This is a genomic window from uncultured Tateyamaria sp. (assembly GCF_947503045.1).
Classification (GTDB): Bacteria; Pseudomonadota; Alphaproteobacteria; order Rhodobacterales; family Rhodobacteraceae; genus Tateyamaria.
Window position 1 is genome coordinate 804,625 of sequence record NZ_CANNCF010000002.1, and the last position, 16,812, is coordinate 821,436.

Genomic DNA, 16,812 nt, shown 5'->3' on the forward strand with positions numbered 1-16,812 from the left:
ACGGATACCAGACCGACAAAAAGAAAAAGGGGACAGCACTCACTGTCCCCTTTTTCGTGTTCTGATGGCACTGCCTTAGTCGAGCGAGCGTGAGATTTCTTCGCGTTCAAAGATCTCGATGACATCCTTGGGTCGGATATCGTCGTAGTTCTCGAACGCCATCCCGCATTCCTGACCCGACTGTACCTCGGCCACTTCGTCCTTGAAGCGCTTGAGCGTTTTCAGCGTGCCTTCGTGGATGACCACGTTGTCGCGCAGCAGGCGAACACCTGCACTGCGACGGGCCACGCCTTCGGTAACCAGACAACCCGCGACCTTGCCGACGTTGGACACCTTGAATACCTCTTTGATCTCGGCATATCCGATAAAGGTCTCGCGGATTTCGTTGCTGAGCAGGCCGGAGGCCGCCGCTTTGACGTCGTCCACGAGGTCGTAGATCACCGAATAGTACCGGATCTCGACACCTTTCTGGTTCGCCGTGTTCCGGGCAGATGCGTTGGCACGCACGTTAAAGCCCATGATCGGCGCGCCGGACGCTTCGGCCAGACCCACATCGGTTTCGGTGATGGCACCAACACCCGAGTGGAGCACGCGCACGCGCACCTCGTCATTGCCGATTTTCTCCATCGCCTGAACGATTGCCTCGGCAGAGCCTTGCACGTCAGCCTTGACCAGAATGGGCAGTTCGCTGACATCCTCGTCGGCCTTGGCGTTCGCCATCAGCTGTTCGAGGGTTGTCGCCGCACCGGCCGCCGCGCGCTTGTCCTTGGCCGCGTTGGCGCGGTATTCCGCGATTTCGCGGGCCTGCGCCTCGGTCTCGGTCACGTTCAGAACGTCGCCCGCTTCGGGTGTGCCATTGAGGCCAAGCACCTCGACCGGCACCGATGGCCCGGCCTCTTTCACACGCTCGCCCTTGTCGTTGATCAGTGCCCGGACCTTGCCGTACTGCTCGCCCACAACAAAGATATCGCCCTGACGCAGCGTGCCGTTCTGAATCAGAACCGTCGCGACAGGGCCACGGCCCACATCAAGCTGCGCCTCGATCACGGCACCTTGGGCGGCGCGGTTCGGGTTGGCCTTGAGCTCCAGCAGTTCGGATTGCAGCGCAATCGCTTCGAGCAGATCGTCCAGACCCTGTCCCGAGATGGCCGAAACCTCGACGTCCTGCACCTCGCCAGACATCTTTTCCACGATCACTTCGTGCTGCAGCAGATCGGTACGGACCTTGTCCGGGTTCGCCGCAGGTTTGTCGATCTTGTTGATCGCCACGATCATCGGCACCTTGGCCGCCTTTGCGTGGGCAATCGCCTCGATGGTCTGGGGCATCACCGCGTCATCGGCGGCCACCACAAGCACAACGATATCCGTGACCTGTGCACCGCGCGATCGCATCGACGTAAACGCCGCGTGACCGGGCGTGTCGAGGAAGCTGAGCAGCGCGCCACCGTCGGTTTTCACCTGATAGGCACCAATGTGCTGCGTGATCCCACCCGCTTCACCCGCAACAACCTTGGCGTCGCGAATGGCGTCCAGCAGCGATGTCTTGCCGTGGTCGACGTGGCCCATGATCGTGATGACCGGAGGACGGGGCAGCAGGTCGGCTGCGTCGTCTTCGATTTCCTTGATCACGTCCTCAACGTCGGCATCGGACACACGTTGGATGTTGTGGCCAAATTCCTCGATGATCAGTTCGGCGGTGTCAGCATCAATGGTTTCGTTCTGCGTGACCATCAGGCCCATTTGCATCAACGATTTGACAACGTCACCGACACGCTCGGCCATACGGTTGGCCAGTTCGGACACCACGATGGCTTCGGGCAGGGCGACAGTGCGCGTGACCTTTTCACGCTCGACCGTGCCACCCATGGCCTTTTGCCGGGCGCGTTCCTGTTTGCGTTTCATCGCGGCCATAGACCGCTGGCGGCCACCTTCGCCACCGGACAGCGCCTGGTTCAGAGTCAGCTTGCCCGAGCGACGGTTGTCAGTGCCTTTGTTGCGCTTGTTCGTTTCTTCGCGGTCACGATCCGTCTTGCGCGGTGTCTGCGCAGGCGCGGGCCGATTGCTGGGTGTGCGGGCCGCGGTTGGTTCGGAGGGCGCAGGTGCAGAAGCGGCCTGTGCGGCAGCGGCAGCTTCGGCGGCCTTGCGTGCGTCTTCTTCGGCCTTGGCCTTCAGGCTTTCCTCGCGCTCTTTCTCTTCACGCTCTTTGGCCTCAATCTCGGCCCGGCGGCGTTCGCGTTCTTCTTCGCGGGCCTTTTCGTCGGCTTCGCGCTGCGCGGCCTCCTCGACCTCACGCGACTTGGCCGCCTGCAGGGCCTTCATGCGGCGTTCCATCTCGGCGTCGGTTATGCCTGCGGGGCGACGGCTGGGGTCACCGCCCGCAGCCGCAGGTCCGCCAGCAGGCTTGGCCGCACCCGGCTTGGGCACGACGACCCGCTTGCGCTTGGTCTCGACGACGACATTCTTGGTCCGTCCGTGGCTGAAACTCTGTTTCACATTGCCCGGACGCGCGCCGCCGCGCAGACCCAGTGTCTTTTTCCCGTCAGTAGTATCGCTCAAAGCTCGTCTATCCTTCCCGGCGACCGTTGCCGCCGTCATTTTCGCGCACACCGCGTAAACGGTTGGCTTCCTCTACAACACGTTGCGTGAGTCCACCAGAGGCGAGCGCGCCATGTATCACAGTTTGGCGTCCAAAGGCCAAACCCAATTCGTCAGCCGTCAACCAGCCAATATACGTTCCAAAATGCGGCGTGCTCAGCTTGGACTTGCCACGTCCAGACCCATCCACCGCCTGTATCAGCACCTGCGCTTCCTCGTTCTGAAGCCAGGCCTTCACCTTTTCATATCCCGCGACCGCCCGCCCCGATTTGCGGGACAGTGCGATCAGGTCAACCACGCGGCGCACCAGTTGCCGCTCGACCTCGTCCACCAGCGTGTCCGGCACCTGCACGGGCATCTTGGCGCTGCGGGCAAACAGCTTTTTGCTCACTGCCTTGTCCAGCGCCGCACGATCCGCCGCGACATATATACCACGCCCGGGCAGTTTTCCCGCAATGTCCGGGACGATTTGCGTCTCCGGACCCACGACAAAACGGATCAGCCCATGCTTGGGCTGCACCTCGCCTGTGGCAATGCACTTGCGTTCCGCTCCGTCCGAGCGATCTTTTGAGGCGCCACCGCGTCCCATGAAGTTGCCCCGAGGCCTGAGATCAGGCCTCGGACTCCTCGGCAAGTTCGCCGTCTTCTTCTTCGGCGTCCGCTTCCAGATCGGCGGGATCAACCCAACCCAGCAGGATGCGGGCCGTCATCACCAGATGCTGGGCCTCTTCCAGAGACACCTCAAAAGGTTCAAGAACACCTTCATCCTTGTGACGTTCGCCATCGACCGTCGTCCAGCCACCGGCCAGTTCCCAGTCAGCGCAGGTTGCAAAATCTTCGAGCGTTTTCACGTCGTCCTTGGCCAGCGCCTCAATCATCTGGGGTGTCAGGCCCTCAAAATCAATAAGGCTGTCTTCGGCACCCAGCGCACGGGCGTTTTCAAGGGCGGCTTTTGCCGCCGCTTCGAGCACATCGCGGGCGCGGGCCTGCAATTCGGCGGCGGTGTCTTCGTCCACACCATCGATAACCAACAGCTCGTCGACCTCGACGTAAGCCACCTCTTCGAGGTTTGTGAACCCTTCGGAGACCAGCAGTTGGGCAAAGAATTCGTCGAGATCCAGATTGTCCATGAACAGCTTGGTACGCGTCTCGAACTCGGCTTGACGGCGGGCCGATTCGTCGGCCTCGGTCATGATGTCGATGTCGAGGCCTGTCAGTTGGCTCGCCAGACGCACGTTTTGACCGCGACGGCCAATGGCGAGGGACAGTTGTTCCTCGGGCACGACCACTTCGATTTTGCCGGCCTCTTCGTCCAGAACCACTTTGCTAACCTCGGCAGGCTGCAGCGCGTTCACAAGGAAGGTCGGCTGGTCTTCATTCCACGGAATGATGTCGATCTTTTCGCCCTGCAGCTCGTTCACAACGGCCTGCACGCGCGAACCACGCATACCGACGCAGGCGCCGACAGGATCGATAGAACCGTCATAGGAAATCACGGCGATCTTGGCGCGCGACCCGGGGTCGCGGGCGACAGCCTTGATCTCGATGATGCCGTCATAGATTTCGGGCACTTCCATCTTGAACAGCTCAGCCATGAATTCGGGCGCGGTGCGGCTCAGGAAAATCTGTGGCCCGCGCTGTTCGCGGCGCACATCCTTGATGTAGCAGCGGATGCGGTCATTGGGGCGATAGCTTTCGCGACCGATCTTTTCGTTGCGGCGCAGGATCGCTTCGCCCGCACCCACATCGACGATGACGTTGCCGTATTCCTCGCGCTTGACGAGAGCGTTGATGATGGTACCCGCGCGGTCCTTGAACTCTTCGAACTGACGGTCCCGCTCGGCTTCGCGCACCTTTTGCAGGATGACCTGCTTGGCGGACTGGGCCGCGATTCGTCCCATTTCGACGGGCGGGACCTCTTCGATCAGCTGCTGGCCGACCTCAGGGTTCTCCATGTACTGCTTGGCCTGCTCGACGGTGAACTCGGCCTGATAGTTTTCCAGCAGCTCGTCCTCGACCACCGTACGCACGCGGGTAAAGGTCGCGCGGCCCGTCTTGCGGTCGATTGCGACGCGGATGTCCATTTCCGCGCCGTAGCGGGACTTGGCGGCACGGGCGAGCGATTCTTCCATTGCTTCGATGACCAGCGCAGGGTCGATCATCTTTTCGCGGGCCACAGCCTCGGCGGTCTGCAGCAGCTCAAGCTGGTTTGCGGATGTAATGGCCATCAGTTGTCCTCCTCAGACCCTTCGGTCTGTATTTCATCGAATTCGGTTTCCTTGATCACACCCGCGGCTTTGCGTTGGCGCAACATTTCCTTGATCAACTCGTCGGTCAGCACCAGCTTGGCCTCGGTCAACCAGTCAAATTTCAGACCAATCGTGCCCTCGGCCACGTTGATCAGCACTTCGTCATCCTCGACACCCGCCAGCACACCTTTGAAACGGCGGCGCCCGTCGATCAGCTCGTCGGTTTCCAGCTTTGCGTCATAGCCCTCGAACATGTCGAAATCCTTGAGCCGGGTCAGTGGGCGGTCAATGCCGGGGCTCGACACTTCGAGCGTGTAGGCATCCAGAATCGGATCCTCCACATCCAGTGTAGCGCTGACAGCCGTAGAAATCGCGGCACAGTCATCAACCTCGATCCCGCCTTCGGGCTTGTCGGCCATGATCTGCAGCGTCGATTCCTTGCCGCTCATCAGGCGCACACGCACCAGCTCATAGCCCAGATCCTCGATCACCGGGGTGATGATCTCGGCCAGGCGACGGTCGATGGCGGATTTGGCGATCAGGTCGTTTGACATGGGTCTTTCAGGCACAAAAAAACGGGCGCGCGGCCCGTTGATGTTTCTCGGTGGAGCGTTGGGTGTGGACCCCAGCGCGCCGCTGTTGAAGGGGATATACGCACCTCGCCCCCATGATGCAAGGCCTCTCAGCCCATCCACCACCTCTCGGCCATGCGCAGGTTATCGAGCGGCCAGGATTTGCCGACGGACATCGGGACGGCCACGGTGTTGGCCGCGATATGCGTCGGCACCTGACCACCCGGAAGCGTTTGAAAATCGCGTGGATTGGCAAGCGGATCGAGGGCAGTGATATCAGCCACATCCACCAGCCCGTCCCGCAGCGCTTCGGCCCGGACGGCGTCGGCGCTGAAATGTACAAACTCGGCACTGTCGAACCAGCCCGCCTGTTCTTTCCAGTGATCCGCAACCCGGGTGCCGATGAAATGACGGCCTTGATCCAGTTTTTGGACCGTGTACAGCCCTGTACCCGCGCCCGACTCGGAACGAATCTCATAGCCCGGATGGGCCAGCAGGTAAGGCAGGTTCGGATTTGCGGTTTCCAGCACGATATCGACGGTGCGCGCATCTATGACCTCGACCGTCATCGGCAGCGCCTGCACGTGGCTCGCCTCAAACAGGGTGCCATCGTGAAACGATACGCCCTCGCGCAATGTGAACCGCCAGCGGCGTGCGCTTGCATCCGACGACCAGTCGGTCGCCAATTCGCCGCGCAAAGTACCGTCTGCAGCGATCTCGGTCAGGTTGTCGTACACGGTCGCTGCAACAGCCTGATCAAACAGCGGAGAGGACAATGCCGCCCGCAAACGCCCACCACGCTGCGGCGACGCAGAGACACCCGTGGCCGCCAGCAAGGCTGCGGCGGCACCAGAAGCAAATAGGGCGCGGCGGTCGATGCGGGTCATTTCCCTGCAATCCTGTCCATGGTGCGCACCAGTTCAGCCGAAATTCCCGGCTCGGACAAGGCGTGACCGGCATTGCGGATCAGTTTGAGGTCGGCATTGGGCCACGCCTTGGACAACGCATAGGCGCTTTCGGGCGGGCAGATCATGTCATAACGGCCCTGCACGATGGTGCCGGGAATGTGCTTGATCCGGCCTGCATGGGCGAGGATCTGGCCATCAAACTCAAGGAACCCGGCATTGGTGAAATAGTGATTCTCGAGCCGCGCAAAGGCACGGGCGTAATCCCCGGGGGCCTCGCCGCCCGACCCGGTCGAGTGGATCGAGGCCAGCGCATTTTCCCAGGACGACCACGCACGGGCGAATCGCGTTTCCATCGCCATGTCGCCGGAAAACAGACGCCGGTGATAGGCGCTGATCAGATCGCCGCGCTCATCCTCCGGGATCAGCGATTCGAATCGACCCCAGACCTCGGGCCAGAACCGGCCCGCGCCACCGCCATAAAACCAGTCAAGCTCGCGCTGGGTCATCAGGAAGACACCACGCAACACGATATTGCGCACGCGGGCGGGGTGGGCTTGGGCATAAATGAGGGCAAGGGTCGCACCCCAACTGCCGCCAAAGACGATCCACGCGTCGATCTCGAGCGTGCGGCGGATCAATTCGATATCGTCGACCAAATGCCATGTGGTGTTGTGGGTCACGGACGCATGCGGGCGCGACCGGCCACAGCCACGTTGGTCAAACAGGATGATCCGATAGCGTTCGGGGTCGAAATAGCGGCGCATCGCCGGGCTGCACCCGCCACCAGGGCCGCCATGCAGAACCACAACCGGGATGCCGGACGGATTGCCGCACTGCTCCATATAGACGCGGTGACCCTGCCCTACGTCCAACATACGTTGGTCGTAAGGGTCGGTCGGCGGATACAGATATTGTACCGCGCGCTTTTGGTCACTGTGTTTGTCCATTACTGACCTACATAGAGCGTCAAACGCACATGAGCATACGGAGACGAAAATGCAAACGCATCAAACCACCGTTGACCCGTCCGAAATCGCTAAATTTGAGGCGATGGCCGCAGAATGGTGGGATCCGAACGGAAAATTCAAGCCGCTGCACATGCTGAATCCCTGTCGGCTGGACTATATCACACGTCAGATTGCTGCCGAATTCGATCGTGACCTGACGGGGGCCAAACCCTTTGCCGGGCTACGGATTCTGGATATCGGCTGCGGCGGCGGGCTGCTTGCCGAACCCATGGCGCGCCTTGGGGCAGATGTGGTGGGCGCGGATGCGGCGGAACGCAATATACCAGTGGCGCAGGTCCACGCGGAACAATCCGGGCTGACCATCGATTACCGTCACACCACGGCCGAGGACATGGCCGCGGCGGGCGAACAATTCGACGTCGTGTTGAACATGGAGGTGGTCGAGCATGTGGCCGACCCGCTTGGTTACCTGACCGCCTGCCATGACCTGCTGAAGCCGGGGGGGCTGCATGTCTGTTCGACGCTGAACCGCAATCCAAAATCCTTCATGATGGCGATCATCGGTGCCGAACATGTGATGCGTTGGCTGCCCAAGGGCACCCATGAGTGGTCCAAATTCATCACGCCGGACGAATTGTTCGACCTTTTGCGCAATGCGGGCCTCGATCCGGTGGACCGGCAGGGATTCGTTTTCAACCCGCTCACATGGTCGTGGAAACTATCGGATCGGGATCTGAGCGTGAACTACGTCACAGCGAGCCTGAAGCCACGCGCCTAGTCGGACTTGCCCTTGTCGGACATGCGGATGCGCAACTGCCGCAGGATCGGCAGGGTTTCCTTGACCCGGTCCTCGCCCAGACTGTCGATCACTTCGGTGATCATGGGGGCAATCGCGCTGAGGGCCTGTTCGCGGGCGCGACGCCCTGCAGGGCTGATCGCCACCATCTTACGGCGCGCATCGTCCCAATCGGGACGGATATGCACATATCCAGCCCATTCCAGACGGTTCAGCGTGTTGGTCATCGCGCCGCGCGTGATGTTGAACGTTTCGGCCAATTGCGCTGGGCTGCGTTCCTGATCAAGCCAGACAAGATGGTTCAGCACGGAAAAGTGCGAAATCTCCATGCCTTTGGGCAACACACGGCTCAGCCGGTAGCGAACCATCTGGTCCGCGGCCAGCACTTCGCTGAACAGCGAAATTGCCAATGCGTTCTTTTCTGTACTCATGCACCCTAGGGGCCGTCAAAAGGGCGTGCATTGTCCCGCGCAGGAATCCGGCGACGCGCCTCGGCCACTTTATCTAATTCCATATCAAACACATAAACGCCCGGTGTCGTGCCTGCGTCAAGCACCACCTCGCCCCAGGGATCAACCGCCAGACTGTGGCCATAGGTGCGGCGCTGCTTGTCCGAACGCCCCGGATGCGTGCCTGTCTGCGCCGGGGCCAGCACCCAGGCCCCTGCCTCGATCGCGCGGGCACGCAGCAGGCTGTGCCAATGCGCCGCACCCGTGACGGGAGAGAACGCAGATGGGTAGGTCAGAATATGTGCACCTGCACCAACCAAAGCATCTGACAATTTGGGAAAACGCATGTCGTAACAGATCGCCATGCCCAACGGCGCAAATGCCGTATCCGCCAGCACCGCCTGAGTGCCGGGACGATAGCCCGAGGATTCTCGGTAGGTTTCGGTGTCAGAGATCGCCACATCGAACATGTGGATCTTGTCGTACCGCCCCAGAATCCCGCCATCCGGCCCGATCAGAAATGAACGGTTGGCAAATCGGCCCTCGGGGTCATCGGTTTTCAGCGCAAGCGACCCGATCAACAGATGCACGCCGCACTCTGCCGTAACATCGCGCAGCGCGGCGAGGGTTTCATCCTCGGGTTCGCGACGCAACACCTGCGCCTGATGGGCGCGACTGGTGCTGAGACAATTGGTGACTTCGGGGGTCAGAACGAATTCTGCCCCCTGATCCACAGCCTGCCGCACCATCTGAACGGTTCCGGGCAGGTTTGCCACGGGATCGTCAGACACATTCAGTTGCAGCAGCGCTGTTTTCATTCAGGCCGCCAGCAGGCCGTCCAGCTTGCCCGCGCGTTCCAGCGCATAAAGCTCATCACAGCCACCGACATGGACATCGCCGACAAAGATCTGGGGCACAGTGCGGCCGCCATTGGCGCGCTTGATCATTTCGCCCTTGCGGTCGGAATGGCGCAACACGTCAACTTCGGAAAAGGCGATACCCTTTTCCTTGAGCAACCGCTTGGCGGCATGACAGTAGCCACACAGGGGCGAGGTGTAGATTTCCACGGGTTTCATTGGTCACGTCCTTTTGACACAAAATCAGTTGGACACAGACTTAGGTGTCTTTGATCGCCCGCGCCAGTACGCTCACGGATACCTGATCAGCCCTGGCGGCAGTGCATGCTGCGGCGCAGGCGGCCAGCGTCGCCCCTGTCGTCATCACATCATCCACCAAAAGAATGGACCGCCCGACGATACGGTGCTTGCGGCGCGGGTTGATGCGGATCGCGCCATGCAGGATTTCCGCACGTTCTTGTCGCGATTTCCCGTCCAGCGACACAGTCCTGACCGGGCGTTCCAGCAGGTCGGCGCACCAATCGCACCCCGTCAACTCGGACAGGTTCTTGGCGATCAGGGCCGACTGGTTATAGCGGCGCTTGGCCAACCGCAGCCAATGCAGCGGAACCGGAACAATCAGGGTCTTTTCTGTGATCAAACGCTGCGCCGACATTCGCATCCATATGGCCGCGGGGCGCGCAATTTCCTGTCTGTCCCCATGTTTCAGCCCCAGCACCAGTTTGCGCCCCATGCCGCGATAGGCCAGCGCCGCGCGGCCATGGGCCCAGGGTTGCGGGGACCGCATACAAGTATCGCACGTCACCGCGTCTCCGGTCGTTTCGCCGATCAAGGGCGTTCCACAACTGTCACAAGACGTACCGCCGATGAATTCGGCCTTGGCCCAGCATCCGCCGCACAGACCAAAGTCGCTGTCCACGGTTTCGCCACACCCCAGACAACGCGGCGGATAGATCGCAGCAAGTGTTGTTTGTATTAGGCCCATGACATCCCTTACCTATGCGACCATGTCCAACCGCCCCGCGCCAAACCGTCTGACTGACACTGCCGCACTGACGCGCAATCGCGCCCGGGCGCGCAGTGATGCACTGTTCCTGCAGAAAGCGGCGCGGGACGAGATCGAGGATCGTCTGGAACTGGTTAACAAACCCTTTCACAGCGCGGGAATCATCGCCGCCTTTCCGGAGCTGTGGCAGGACCGCATCCCGGATTCGACGGTGATGGGCGAGGCCGAGGTGCTGCCTCTGGCCGCCGCCGCGCACGATCTTGTGATCCACAGCATGGGGCTTCACTGGGCAAACGACCCGGTCGGTCAGCTGATTCAGTGCAGGCGGGCGCTCAAGCCTGATGGCATGTTGCTGGCCGTGTCTTTGGGTGGGCAAACATTGCATGAATTGCGCAGTGTACTGGCCGAGGCCGAAGTGGCGGTGCAAGGCGGGCTGTCCCCGCGCGTGGCTCCGATGGGCGAAGTGCGCGATCTGGGTGCACTGCTGCAACGCGCCGGTCTGGCGCTGCCTGTGGCCGATTCTGTTATGCTGACTGCACGATACCGCAGCATGTGGCACCTGATGCGCGATCTGCGCCATATGGGCGAAGGCAATGCGCTGGATGCGCGCCTGCGCCATCCGACGCGGCGGGCCGTGTTGAATCGGGCGGCCGATCTTTATGCCGAAGCGTTTTCGCATCCCGACGGAGGGATCGCGGCGACCTTTGAAATGATCGTCCTGACCGGCTGGGCACCGGACGAAAGTCAGCCCAAACCGCTGCGCCCCGGGTCGGCGCAAGCCCGACTTGCCGATGCCCTGCGCACGGACGAAACGCCGCTGTCAGATTGACCTGATGGCAAATCCGTTTATCTGAGGCGGAACATGGATAGGAATGCACCCGAAATGCTCGACACCAGCAAAGCCGCAGCACGCCCACAACACGCCGCTGATGATCACCCCGCGATCAAGCCTGCGCGCGTCGGCATTCTGCTGGCCAATCTTGGGACGCCCGACAATTACGACTATTGGTCGATGCGGCGCTATCTGAACGAATTTCTGTCCGACCGGCGGGTGATCGATTACAGCCCGTGGATCTGGCAGCCCCTGCTGCAGCTTATCATCCTGACAAAACGCCCGTTTTCATCCGGTGCCGCCTATAAATCCATCTGGAATCACGAGGCGGGCGAAAGCCCCCTGATGACGATCACCAAAGACCAGACGACCAAGATAAAAGCGGCAATGCATGACCGTTACGGCGATCAGGTCATGGTCGATTTCTGCATGCGTTACGGCAATCCGTCGACGAAATCCAAGGTGCGCGAGATGCGCGATGCGGGCTGCCAGAAGATCCTGTTTTTCCCGCTATATCCGCACTATGCCGGGGCCACCTCTGCCACCGCCAATGACCAGTTTTTCCGGGCCATGATGGAGGAAAAATGGCAACCAACTACGCGCACGATTGAGCCCTATTTCGAACACCCCAAATACATCGAGGCCCTCGCGCAATCCATTGAACGGGCCTACGGGGCCATGGACACCAGACCCGACATTCTGGTGTGCAGCTATCACGGTGTGCCGATCCGGTACCTGATGGAGGGCGACCCCTATCACTGCCAATGCCAGAAAACTACGCGCTTGCTGAAGGAACGGCTGGGCTGGGCAGATACCGAGATCAAGACGACCTTCCAGTCGAAATTCGGCCCCGAAGAATGGCTGCAACCCTACACGGTCGAAGAGGTCGCCCGGCTGGCAGAAGCGGGCAAAAAGAACATCGCCGTATGTGCGCCTGCTTTTTCAGCAGATTGCATCGAGACGCTCGAAGAGATCAACGAAGAGATCAAGGAAAGCTTTGAAGAGGCGGGTGGCGAACACTTCACTTATATCCCTTGCCTGAACGATGATGCGGCCCATATCGACGCGCTCAGCACCGTGATCGAGGAAAACCTGCACGGCTGGCTCGACTGAATTCAAACGCCACGGCGGACAAAAAAAAGGCGGTGCAAAAGCACCGCCTTTTTTGTTTCGTAGTACCGGATATTAGTCCGAAACAGCCGCAGCAACGACGATCAACAGCAGCAGGGGCAGAATGATGCCGCCGGACGAGCTGTTTGTTTCTTCGACGATGACAGGTGCTTCGATGATCGGATCGGCAGGTGCGCCGGCAAATGCGGTCGAAGCAGCAGCAGTCAGAGCAGCAGCGAGAACGAGTTTTTTCATATTATAACCTCCAGTTACGCACGTGCAGCAATTGCCGCAACGCGCCCAAGACTTACCTCGTAATTCTGTGTAAACAGCAATGTGAGGCGAATGCAAAGTCTGATTCAAAAGCCGACCCGCCGATCAGCCCTGATGTCGTCAAATAAGCAACACTTGTGTGCCTACATTGGCCATCGCGTACAGTTCTTCGATGTGTTCGTTGTACAACCCGATGCATCCATTGGAAGATTTGCGGCCAATCTTGCGCGTATCGTGCGTGCCGTGGATGCGATAATACGTCCAGCTGAGGTGCAGTGAACGCGTGCCCAGCGGGTTCTGCGGACCGGGACCGATATAGTCAGGCCACTCCGGATTGCGCTTCTTCATCGATGGTGTCGGACGCCAATCTGGCTCGGGATCTTTCAGAATAACTTGGGTACGCCCACGTCGGGTCAGGTCATCGGTCAGCGGAACGCTGGACGGATACAACTTGTAGATAGTCTGATCTTCGTTCCAGTAATGGACCGCGCGGCTGTCGATATCGACCAGAATGGCGCCTTTGCGCAGGTTGTCGAAATATGGCTGCCAGTCCAGCGTGCGGAAGCTTGAAATGTTGCGACGTACGGACTGGGTCGGGTCGCGCTCGGCCTGACCGGCGGCAGTTTGCGCGATGGCAGGGGCGCCCAAAAAGGCGGCCGAGCCAGCCAGAAAAGCCCGGCGGCTGGTCGAATTGAATGTTGGTTTAGACATGGAATGCCTCTCCTAAGGATGGTCTTGCCAATTTGGGCGCAACATATTGCGGGAATGTCGCAGTCGCAAATCAAAGGACTGTCATCTCGCAGGATCACGCCGATGTGCGTTTGTAATGCAACGCGCGAGCCGCTATCGAAGTTCCTGAACACAATAAATGATGTGCAGGATCAATGCGTACACTCTCTTTCGTTCTGGTTGCTCTTCTTACGCTCGCTGCATGTGCGGTCCCCCCGTCTGCGCCCGCTGTCGGGGCAGATGGCCGGCCCTTGCCCAAGCTCTACAAGATTCGCGCCGGAGACACTGCGAAATTGCAGTTCCGCATGCTCGATTCGGTCAACGCTCTACGCTCGGCCCGGGGTGCTCCAAATGTTGAGCTGAACCCGCAACTGAACGCCGCCGCAGCGACCCATGCCAAGGATATGTCCCTGCAAAACCGCCCCTGGCACTTTGGTTCAGACGGCTCGTCGCCCATCGACCGGCTGGCCCGCGTTGGCTATCAGGGCAGCCTTGTGGGCGAGAACATCTCCGAATCCTACGAAACCGAGTTGGAAACTCTCGCCGCATGGATGGAGCAGAACGACACCCGTCGCACCATCTTGTCGCCGCAAGCGCGCGAAATGGGCTTTGCGTGGTTTCAGGAACCCAATGGCAAGATCTGGTGGACCATGGTGATGGGCAATCCGAACAATGCGCCGCTGATCCCGCGGGCCAACCCATCAGCAACCCGGCTTGTCCCGGATGCTGTGGACAATCCTGATGCCAGTGCAATCGACGAAACGGACGCGGACACCGTGGTGATCACATCGACCCCGGCGACCTGATCGTCAGGCGTTGATCTGGATCGGCGTCCCGTTGCGCACCATCGCGTAGACATCTTCCATCTCGCGATCTGTCACAGCGATACAGCCCCACGTCCAATCATCCGTGCCTTTGCGGAACGGCTTTGAATTGCCGTGGATAAAGATGTCGCCGCCCGGTGGTTTGCCCAGCGCGGCAGCCTCGGCGCGATCCTTGGCGTTAGGATAAGAGATGCCCAGAGACAGGTGGAACCGGCTGTTCGGGTTACGCCGGTCGATCAGGTACGTGCCTTCCGGCGTGCGGCCATCGCCTTCGAAAAACTTGTCACCAATCGGCTCAAAGCCCAGATCGATGTCGTAGTCCTTGAGCACCTTGTTGTTGTTAAACAGGTACATACGACGGGCTTCCTTGTTGACCACGATATAGGTCACCTCGGGCCCGCTATAGGTTTTGAACTTGCTTTGGGTGCATGCTCCGAGGCCCAAGGCCGCTGCACCCCCCATCATCAGATGTCTGCGCTTCATCGAAATCCTGTCCCAATTCGGTTTTTCTTTTATTTCCCGGCAAATACCACTTTTCCACACAATTCGCATAGTCGAAATTGAAAATGCGTCGATCACCAGCCCGTGATCAGCCCTCAAGTATCGCGTTTGTCCAGCTTGGCTTCGATGTCATCAAGGCGCTTCATCACCAGATCACGATACTCATCCGTCGCCGCATTGGACTCTTCGGAATGGGCATCCTGCATCGAGTTCACGATCAGACCCACCAGCAGGTTCACGACGGCAAATGTGGTGACCATGATGAACGGGACAAAGAACGCCCATGCATAGGGAAATTCCTTCATCACCGGGCGCACGATGCCCATGGACCAGGATTCAAGGGTCATGATCTGGAACAGGGAATAGCCGCTTAAGCCCAAGGTGCCGAACCATTCGGGAAAGGTCGGGCCAAACAGTTTGGTCGCCATCACGGCCCCGATGTAAAAGATCATCGCCATCAGGACAAACACGCTGCCCATACCGGGCAGAGCGGTGACAAAGCCTTCGACCACACGGCGCAGACTGGGGGCAACGGAAATCACCCGCAGCACCCGCAGGATGCGCAATGCACGCAAGACCGACAGGCCTTCGGTGCCCGGGGCCAGCGCGATGCCGACAATGATAAAGTCAAAGATGTTCCAGCCGCTGCGGAAGAATTTGAACCGGAACGCAAATAGCTTGGCCAAAAGTTCGATGACAAAGATCGCAAGGCAGATGTTGTCGATCAGATTGATCAGCCCACCGCCTATCGAAACGGCCGTCTCCGATGTTTCCAGGCCCAACGTGATCGCGTTCACGATGATCACGCCCATGATAAAGTTACTGAATTTGGGCCCTTCGAGAAATGCGGCCAAGCGTGCGCGATCAAACATACGGCGTCTCCTTCGTCCTATCGCGTATGCGACAGACGGAACGCTCCGACAAGTTCTACGTGCGCTGCCCAGCGAAACTGATCCACAGGCTGCACCCATTCGAGCACATAACCGGCACTGATCAGGGTCGCCGCATCCCGCGCAAATGTCTGCGGATTGCAGGACACATGAGCGATGATCGGCGTCTGTGCCGCCGCAAGCTCGGCAATCTGCGCGGCTGCACCAGCGCGAGGCGGGTCAATGACGGCGGCCTCGTATGGTGCCAATTCATCCGGCAACAAGGGTCTGCGAAACAGATCACGGGCCACGCTTTCGATCCGCTTAAGCCCCTGTGCCTGCCGCCATCCCGCATCAAGCGCGGCCACCATCTCGGGCGCACCTTCGACAGCCAGCACTTCGGCCCGCTGTGCCAGTGGCAAGGCAAATGTGCCGCAGCCCGCAAACAGATCGACAACCGATTTCGCCTTGCCCACGATCTCTTGCACCAATCGTGTCAGGGTGTCCTGACCATGCTCTGTCGCTTGCAGAAACGCACCCGGCGGCGGCACAACGCGGGCGGCACCGATGCTTTGTGCCGGAGGCACGCGCATCCCGATCAGTTCATCCTCCCAGGTGAGGCGCGCCAGTCGGTGGGTTTCACACAAAGCGGCCAGCACAATGCGCAGCGGCCCATCCAGCGGCTTGCCCCCGGTGACCGAGATATCCAGCCCTTCGCGGCTGTCCGTTGCGGTGACAGCCAGCGCACCTTTGCGGCTGGCCCCGGCCATGGCCAACGCCTCGGCCAACGGGCCAATACTCGACAGCGTAGGTGTGACCAGAATGCAGTTCGGCACCGGAATGATGGCGTCGGATTTGCGGGCATGGAATCCGACCATCGCGCCCTTTTTCGTGCGGCGTGCGGCGAAGGTGGCCCGCCTGCGGGAGCGGTCAGGAGACGTCAGTGTCGGGCGCACGTCCGTCTCTAACCCGTGAACAGAAAGGGCTGTGACCACCAGTTCACGCTTCCAGCTGGCCACCAGATCATCGCTGGCATGTTGCAGTTGGCACCCACCGCAAGATCGGAAATGCGGACAAGGCGCAGATACCCGTTCAGGCGAAGGCGTGTCGATGGTCACGTCGGTCAGGGCATCGCCATCAACCGTCCCGCTCACCACTTCACCCGGCAGGGCCAGGGGCACAAATAGCGGGCCACGCGCGACGCCGTCGCCTTGCTGGCCCAATCGATCAATGGTCACTGTTGTCATGGGCCCAAGGCCTACCGGGCGAACGCG

The 16,812-nt window shown here is 60.2% G+C and carries 19 protein-coding genes; 4 read left to right on the top strand and 15 right to left on the bottom strand.

Annotation, left to right across the window (positions count from 1 at the left end; genetic code table 11):
* Window positions 1–75: 75 nt before the first annotated feature.
* The 6 genes from infB to pip all read right to left on the bottom strand — a co-directional run bounded on the left by infB (window position 76) and on the right by pip (window position 7,271).
* A complete protein-coding gene (infB, locus tag Q1A89_RS12345; RefSeq protein ID WP_299728272.1) occupies window positions 76–2,556 on the bottom strand; it encodes a translation initiation factor IF-2 in 2,481 nt (826 codons plus the stop codon).
* Window positions 2,557–2,563: 7 nt separating this feature from the next.
* On the bottom strand, window positions 2,564–3,184 hold the full coding sequence (locus Q1A89_RS12350; RefSeq protein ID WP_299728275.1) for an RNA-binding protein: 621 nt from the start codon (window positions 3,182–3,184) through the stop codon (window positions 2,564–2,566).
* A 22-nt stretch (window positions 3,185–3,206) separates the two neighbouring features.
* Window positions 3,207–4,823 carry a transcription termination factor NusA gene (nusA, locus tag Q1A89_RS12355; RefSeq protein WP_299728279.1) on the bottom strand — a complete coding sequence of 539 codons (1,617 nt, stop codon included), beginning with the start codon at window positions 4,821–4,823 and terminating at the stop codon, window positions 3,207–3,209.
* Window positions 4,823–5,398, bottom strand: a complete 576-nt coding sequence (gene rimP, locus Q1A89_RS12360; protein WP_299728282.1) for a ribosome maturation factor RimP — start codon at window positions 5,396–5,398, stop codon at window positions 4,823–4,825. Before rimP ends, nusA begins: the two co-directional genes overlap by 1 nt.
* Window positions 5,399–5,526: 128 nt before the next feature.
* Window positions 5,527–6,303: an ABC transporter substrate-binding protein gene (locus Q1A89_RS12365; RefSeq protein ID WP_299728285.1), complete on the bottom strand. Its 777-nt coding sequence runs from the start codon at window positions 6,301–6,303 to the stop codon at window positions 5,527–5,529.
* Entirely contained in the window at window positions 6,300–7,271 is a 972-nt protein-coding gene (gene pip, locus Q1A89_RS12370) for a prolyl aminopeptidase (protein WP_299728288.1), read from the bottom strand. The genes Q1A89_RS12365 and pip overlap by 4 nt, the downstream gene beginning before the upstream one ends.
* Before the next feature lie 49 nt (window positions 7,272–7,320).
* Here pip and ubiG point away from each other — a divergent pair, with 49 nt between their 5' ends.
* Window positions 7,321–8,070: a bifunctional 2-polyprenyl-6-hydroxyphenol methylase/3-demethylubiquinol 3-O-methyltransferase UbiG gene (gene ubiG, locus Q1A89_RS12375; protein ID WP_299728290.1), complete on the top strand. Its 750-nt coding sequence runs from the start codon at window positions 7,321–7,323 to the stop codon at window positions 8,068–8,070.
* Here ubiG and Q1A89_RS12380 read toward each other — a convergent pair.
* From Q1A89_RS12380 to Q1A89_RS12395, 4 genes are read right to left on the bottom strand one after another with little or no spacing between them, the layout of a single operon-like run.
* Window positions 8,067–8,519 (bottom strand): MarR family transcriptional regulator, encoded by a 453-nt coding sequence (locus tag Q1A89_RS12380; RefSeq protein ID WP_299728293.1) that lies wholly within the window; start codon window positions 8,517–8,519, stop codon window positions 8,067–8,069. The two genes, ubiG and Q1A89_RS12380, sit on opposite strands and share 4 nt — an antisense overlap.
* Before the next feature lie 5 nt (window positions 8,520–8,524).
* Entirely contained in the window at window positions 8,525–9,355 is an 831-nt protein-coding gene (locus Q1A89_RS12385; RefSeq protein WP_299728296.1) for a carbon-nitrogen hydrolase family protein, read from the bottom strand.
* Window positions 9,356–9,613: a glutaredoxin 3 gene (gene grxC / locus Q1A89_RS12390; protein ID WP_299728299.1), complete on the bottom strand. Its 258-nt coding sequence runs from the start codon at window positions 9,611–9,613 to the stop codon at window positions 9,356–9,358. It lies immediately after the preceding gene.
* A gap of 40 nt (window positions 9,614–9,653) precedes the next feature.
* The gene (locus tag Q1A89_RS12395) at window positions 9,654–10,379 is read right to left on the bottom strand and encodes a ComF family protein (RefSeq protein WP_299728302.1); all 726 of its coding nucleotides are present in this window, start codon (window positions 10,377–10,379) and stop codon (window positions 9,654–9,656) included.
* Between Q1A89_RS12395 and Q1A89_RS12400 the strand changes: the two genes are divergently transcribed.
* Window positions 10,378–11,229: a methyltransferase domain-containing protein gene (locus Q1A89_RS12400; RefSeq protein WP_299728305.1), complete on the top strand. Its 852-nt coding sequence runs from the start codon at window positions 10,378–10,380 to the stop codon at window positions 11,227–11,229. The two genes, Q1A89_RS12395 and Q1A89_RS12400, sit on opposite strands and share 2 nt — an antisense overlap.
* 54 nt (window positions 11,230–11,283) lie before the next feature.
* Window positions 11,284–12,345 (top strand): ferrochelatase, encoded by a 1,062-nt coding sequence (hemH, locus tag Q1A89_RS12405; protein ID WP_299729158.1) that lies wholly within the window; start codon window positions 11,284–11,286, stop codon window positions 12,343–12,345.
* A 72-nt stretch (window positions 12,346–12,417) separates the two neighbouring features.
* Here hemH and Q1A89_RS12410 read toward each other — a convergent pair whose 3' ends face one another.
* Window positions 12,418–12,597: a hypothetical protein gene (locus Q1A89_RS12410; protein ID WP_299728308.1), complete on the bottom strand. Its 180-nt coding sequence runs from the start codon at window positions 12,595–12,597 to the stop codon at window positions 12,418–12,420.
* Between the two features lie 138 nt (window positions 12,598–12,735).
* A complete protein-coding gene (locus Q1A89_RS12415; protein WP_299728311.1) occupies window positions 12,736–13,326 on the bottom strand; it encodes a L,D-transpeptidase in 591 nt (196 codons plus the stop codon).
* Window positions 13,327–13,595: 269 nt separating this feature from the next.
* Between Q1A89_RS12415 and Q1A89_RS12420 the strand changes: the two genes are divergently transcribed.
* Entirely contained in the window at window positions 13,596–14,150 is a 555-nt protein-coding gene (locus tag Q1A89_RS12420) for a CAP domain-containing protein (RefSeq protein ID WP_366524484.1), read from the top strand.
* A gap of 3 nt (window positions 14,151–14,153) precedes the next feature.
* Here the strand turns inward: Q1A89_RS12420 and Q1A89_RS12425 are convergent, their stop codons facing one another.
* The 3 genes from Q1A89_RS12425 to Q1A89_RS12435 all read right to left on the bottom strand — a co-directional run bounded on the left by Q1A89_RS12425 (window position 14,154) and on the right by Q1A89_RS12435 (window position 16,785).
* The gene (locus Q1A89_RS12425; RefSeq protein WP_299728318.1) at window positions 14,154–14,651 is read right to left on the bottom strand and encodes a L,D-transpeptidase family protein; all 498 of its coding nucleotides are present in this window, start codon (window positions 14,649–14,651) and stop codon (window positions 14,154–14,156) included.
* Between the two features lie 113 nt (window positions 14,652–14,764).
* Window positions 14,765–15,541, bottom strand: coding sequence for an ion transporter (locus Q1A89_RS12430; RefSeq protein WP_299728321.1), 777 nt, complete (start codon window positions 15,539–15,541; stop codon window positions 14,765–14,767).
* 17 nt (window positions 15,542–15,558) lie between these two features.
* Window positions 15,559–16,785: a class I SAM-dependent RNA methyltransferase gene (locus Q1A89_RS12435; RefSeq protein WP_299728324.1), complete on the bottom strand. Its 1,227-nt coding sequence runs from the start codon at window positions 16,783–16,785 to the stop codon at window positions 15,559–15,561.
* Window positions 16,786–16,812 lie beyond the last annotated feature (27 nt).

What these genes read in the sequence shown, in the direction of transcription:
- nusA (WP_299728279.1), bottom strand. Translation starts at nt 4,823, where the DNA reads ATGGCCATTACATCCGCAAACCAGCTTGAGCTGCTGCAGACCGCCGAG.
- ubiG (WP_299728290.1), top strand. Translation starts at nt 7,321, where the DNA reads ATGCAAACGCATCAAACCACCGTTGACCCGTCCGAAATCGCTAAATTT.
- Q1A89_RS12435 (WP_299728324.1), bottom strand. Translation starts at nt 16,785, where the DNA reads ATGACAACAGTGACCATTGATCGATTGGGCCAGCAAGGCGACGGCGTC.
- Q1A89_RS12410 (WP_299728308.1), bottom strand. Translation starts at nt 12,597, where the DNA reads ATGAAAAAACTCGTTCTCGCTGCTGCTCTGACTGCTGCTGCTTCGACC.
- pip (WP_299728288.1), bottom strand. Translation starts at nt 7,271, where the DNA reads ATGGACAAACACAGTGACCAAAAGCGCGCGGTACAATATCTGTATCCG.
- Q1A89_RS12350 (WP_299728275.1), bottom strand. Translation starts at nt 3,184, where the DNA reads ATGGGACGCGGTGGCGCCTCAAAAGATCGCTCGGACGGAGCGGAACGC.
- Q1A89_RS12380 (WP_299728293.1), bottom strand. Translation starts at nt 8,519, where the DNA reads ATGAGTACAGAAAAGAACGCATTGGCAATTTCGCTGTTCAGCGAAGTG.
- Q1A89_RS12365 (WP_299728285.1), bottom strand. Translation starts at nt 6,303, where the DNA reads ATGACCCGCATCGACCGCCGCGCCCTATTTGCTTCTGGTGCCGCCGCA.
- rimP (WP_299728282.1), bottom strand. Translation starts at nt 5,398, where the DNA reads ATGTCAAACGACCTGATCGCCAAATCCGCCATCGACCGTCGCCTGGCC.
- Q1A89_RS12395 (WP_299728302.1), bottom strand. Translation starts at nt 10,379, where the DNA reads ATGGGCCTAATACAAACAACACTTGCTGCGATCTATCCGCCGCGTTGT.
- hemH (WP_299729158.1), top strand. Translation starts at nt 11,284, where the DNA reads ATGCTCGACACCAGCAAAGCCGCAGCACGCCCACAACACGCCGCTGAT.
- Q1A89_RS12430 (WP_299728321.1), bottom strand. Translation starts at nt 15,541, where the DNA reads ATGTTTGATCGCGCACGCTTGGCCGCATTTCTCGAAGGGCCCAAATTC.
- Q1A89_RS12425 (WP_299728318.1), bottom strand. Translation starts at nt 14,651, where the DNA reads ATGAAGCGCAGACATCTGATGATGGGGGGTGCAGCGGCCTTGGGCCTC.
- grxC (WP_299728299.1), bottom strand. Translation starts at nt 9,613, where the DNA reads ATGAAACCCGTGGAAATCTACACCTCGCCCCTGTGTGGCTACTGTCAT.
- Q1A89_RS12415 (WP_299728311.1), bottom strand. Translation starts at nt 13,326, where the DNA reads ATGTCTAAACCAACATTCAATTCGACCAGCCGCCGGGCTTTTCTGGCT.
- Q1A89_RS12385 (WP_299728296.1), bottom strand. Translation starts at nt 9,355, where the DNA reads ATGAAAACAGCGCTGCTGCAACTGAATGTGTCTGACGATCCCGTGGCA.
- Q1A89_RS12400 (WP_299728305.1), top strand. Translation starts at nt 10,378, where the DNA reads ATGACATCCCTTACCTATGCGACCATGTCCAACCGCCCCGCGCCAAAC.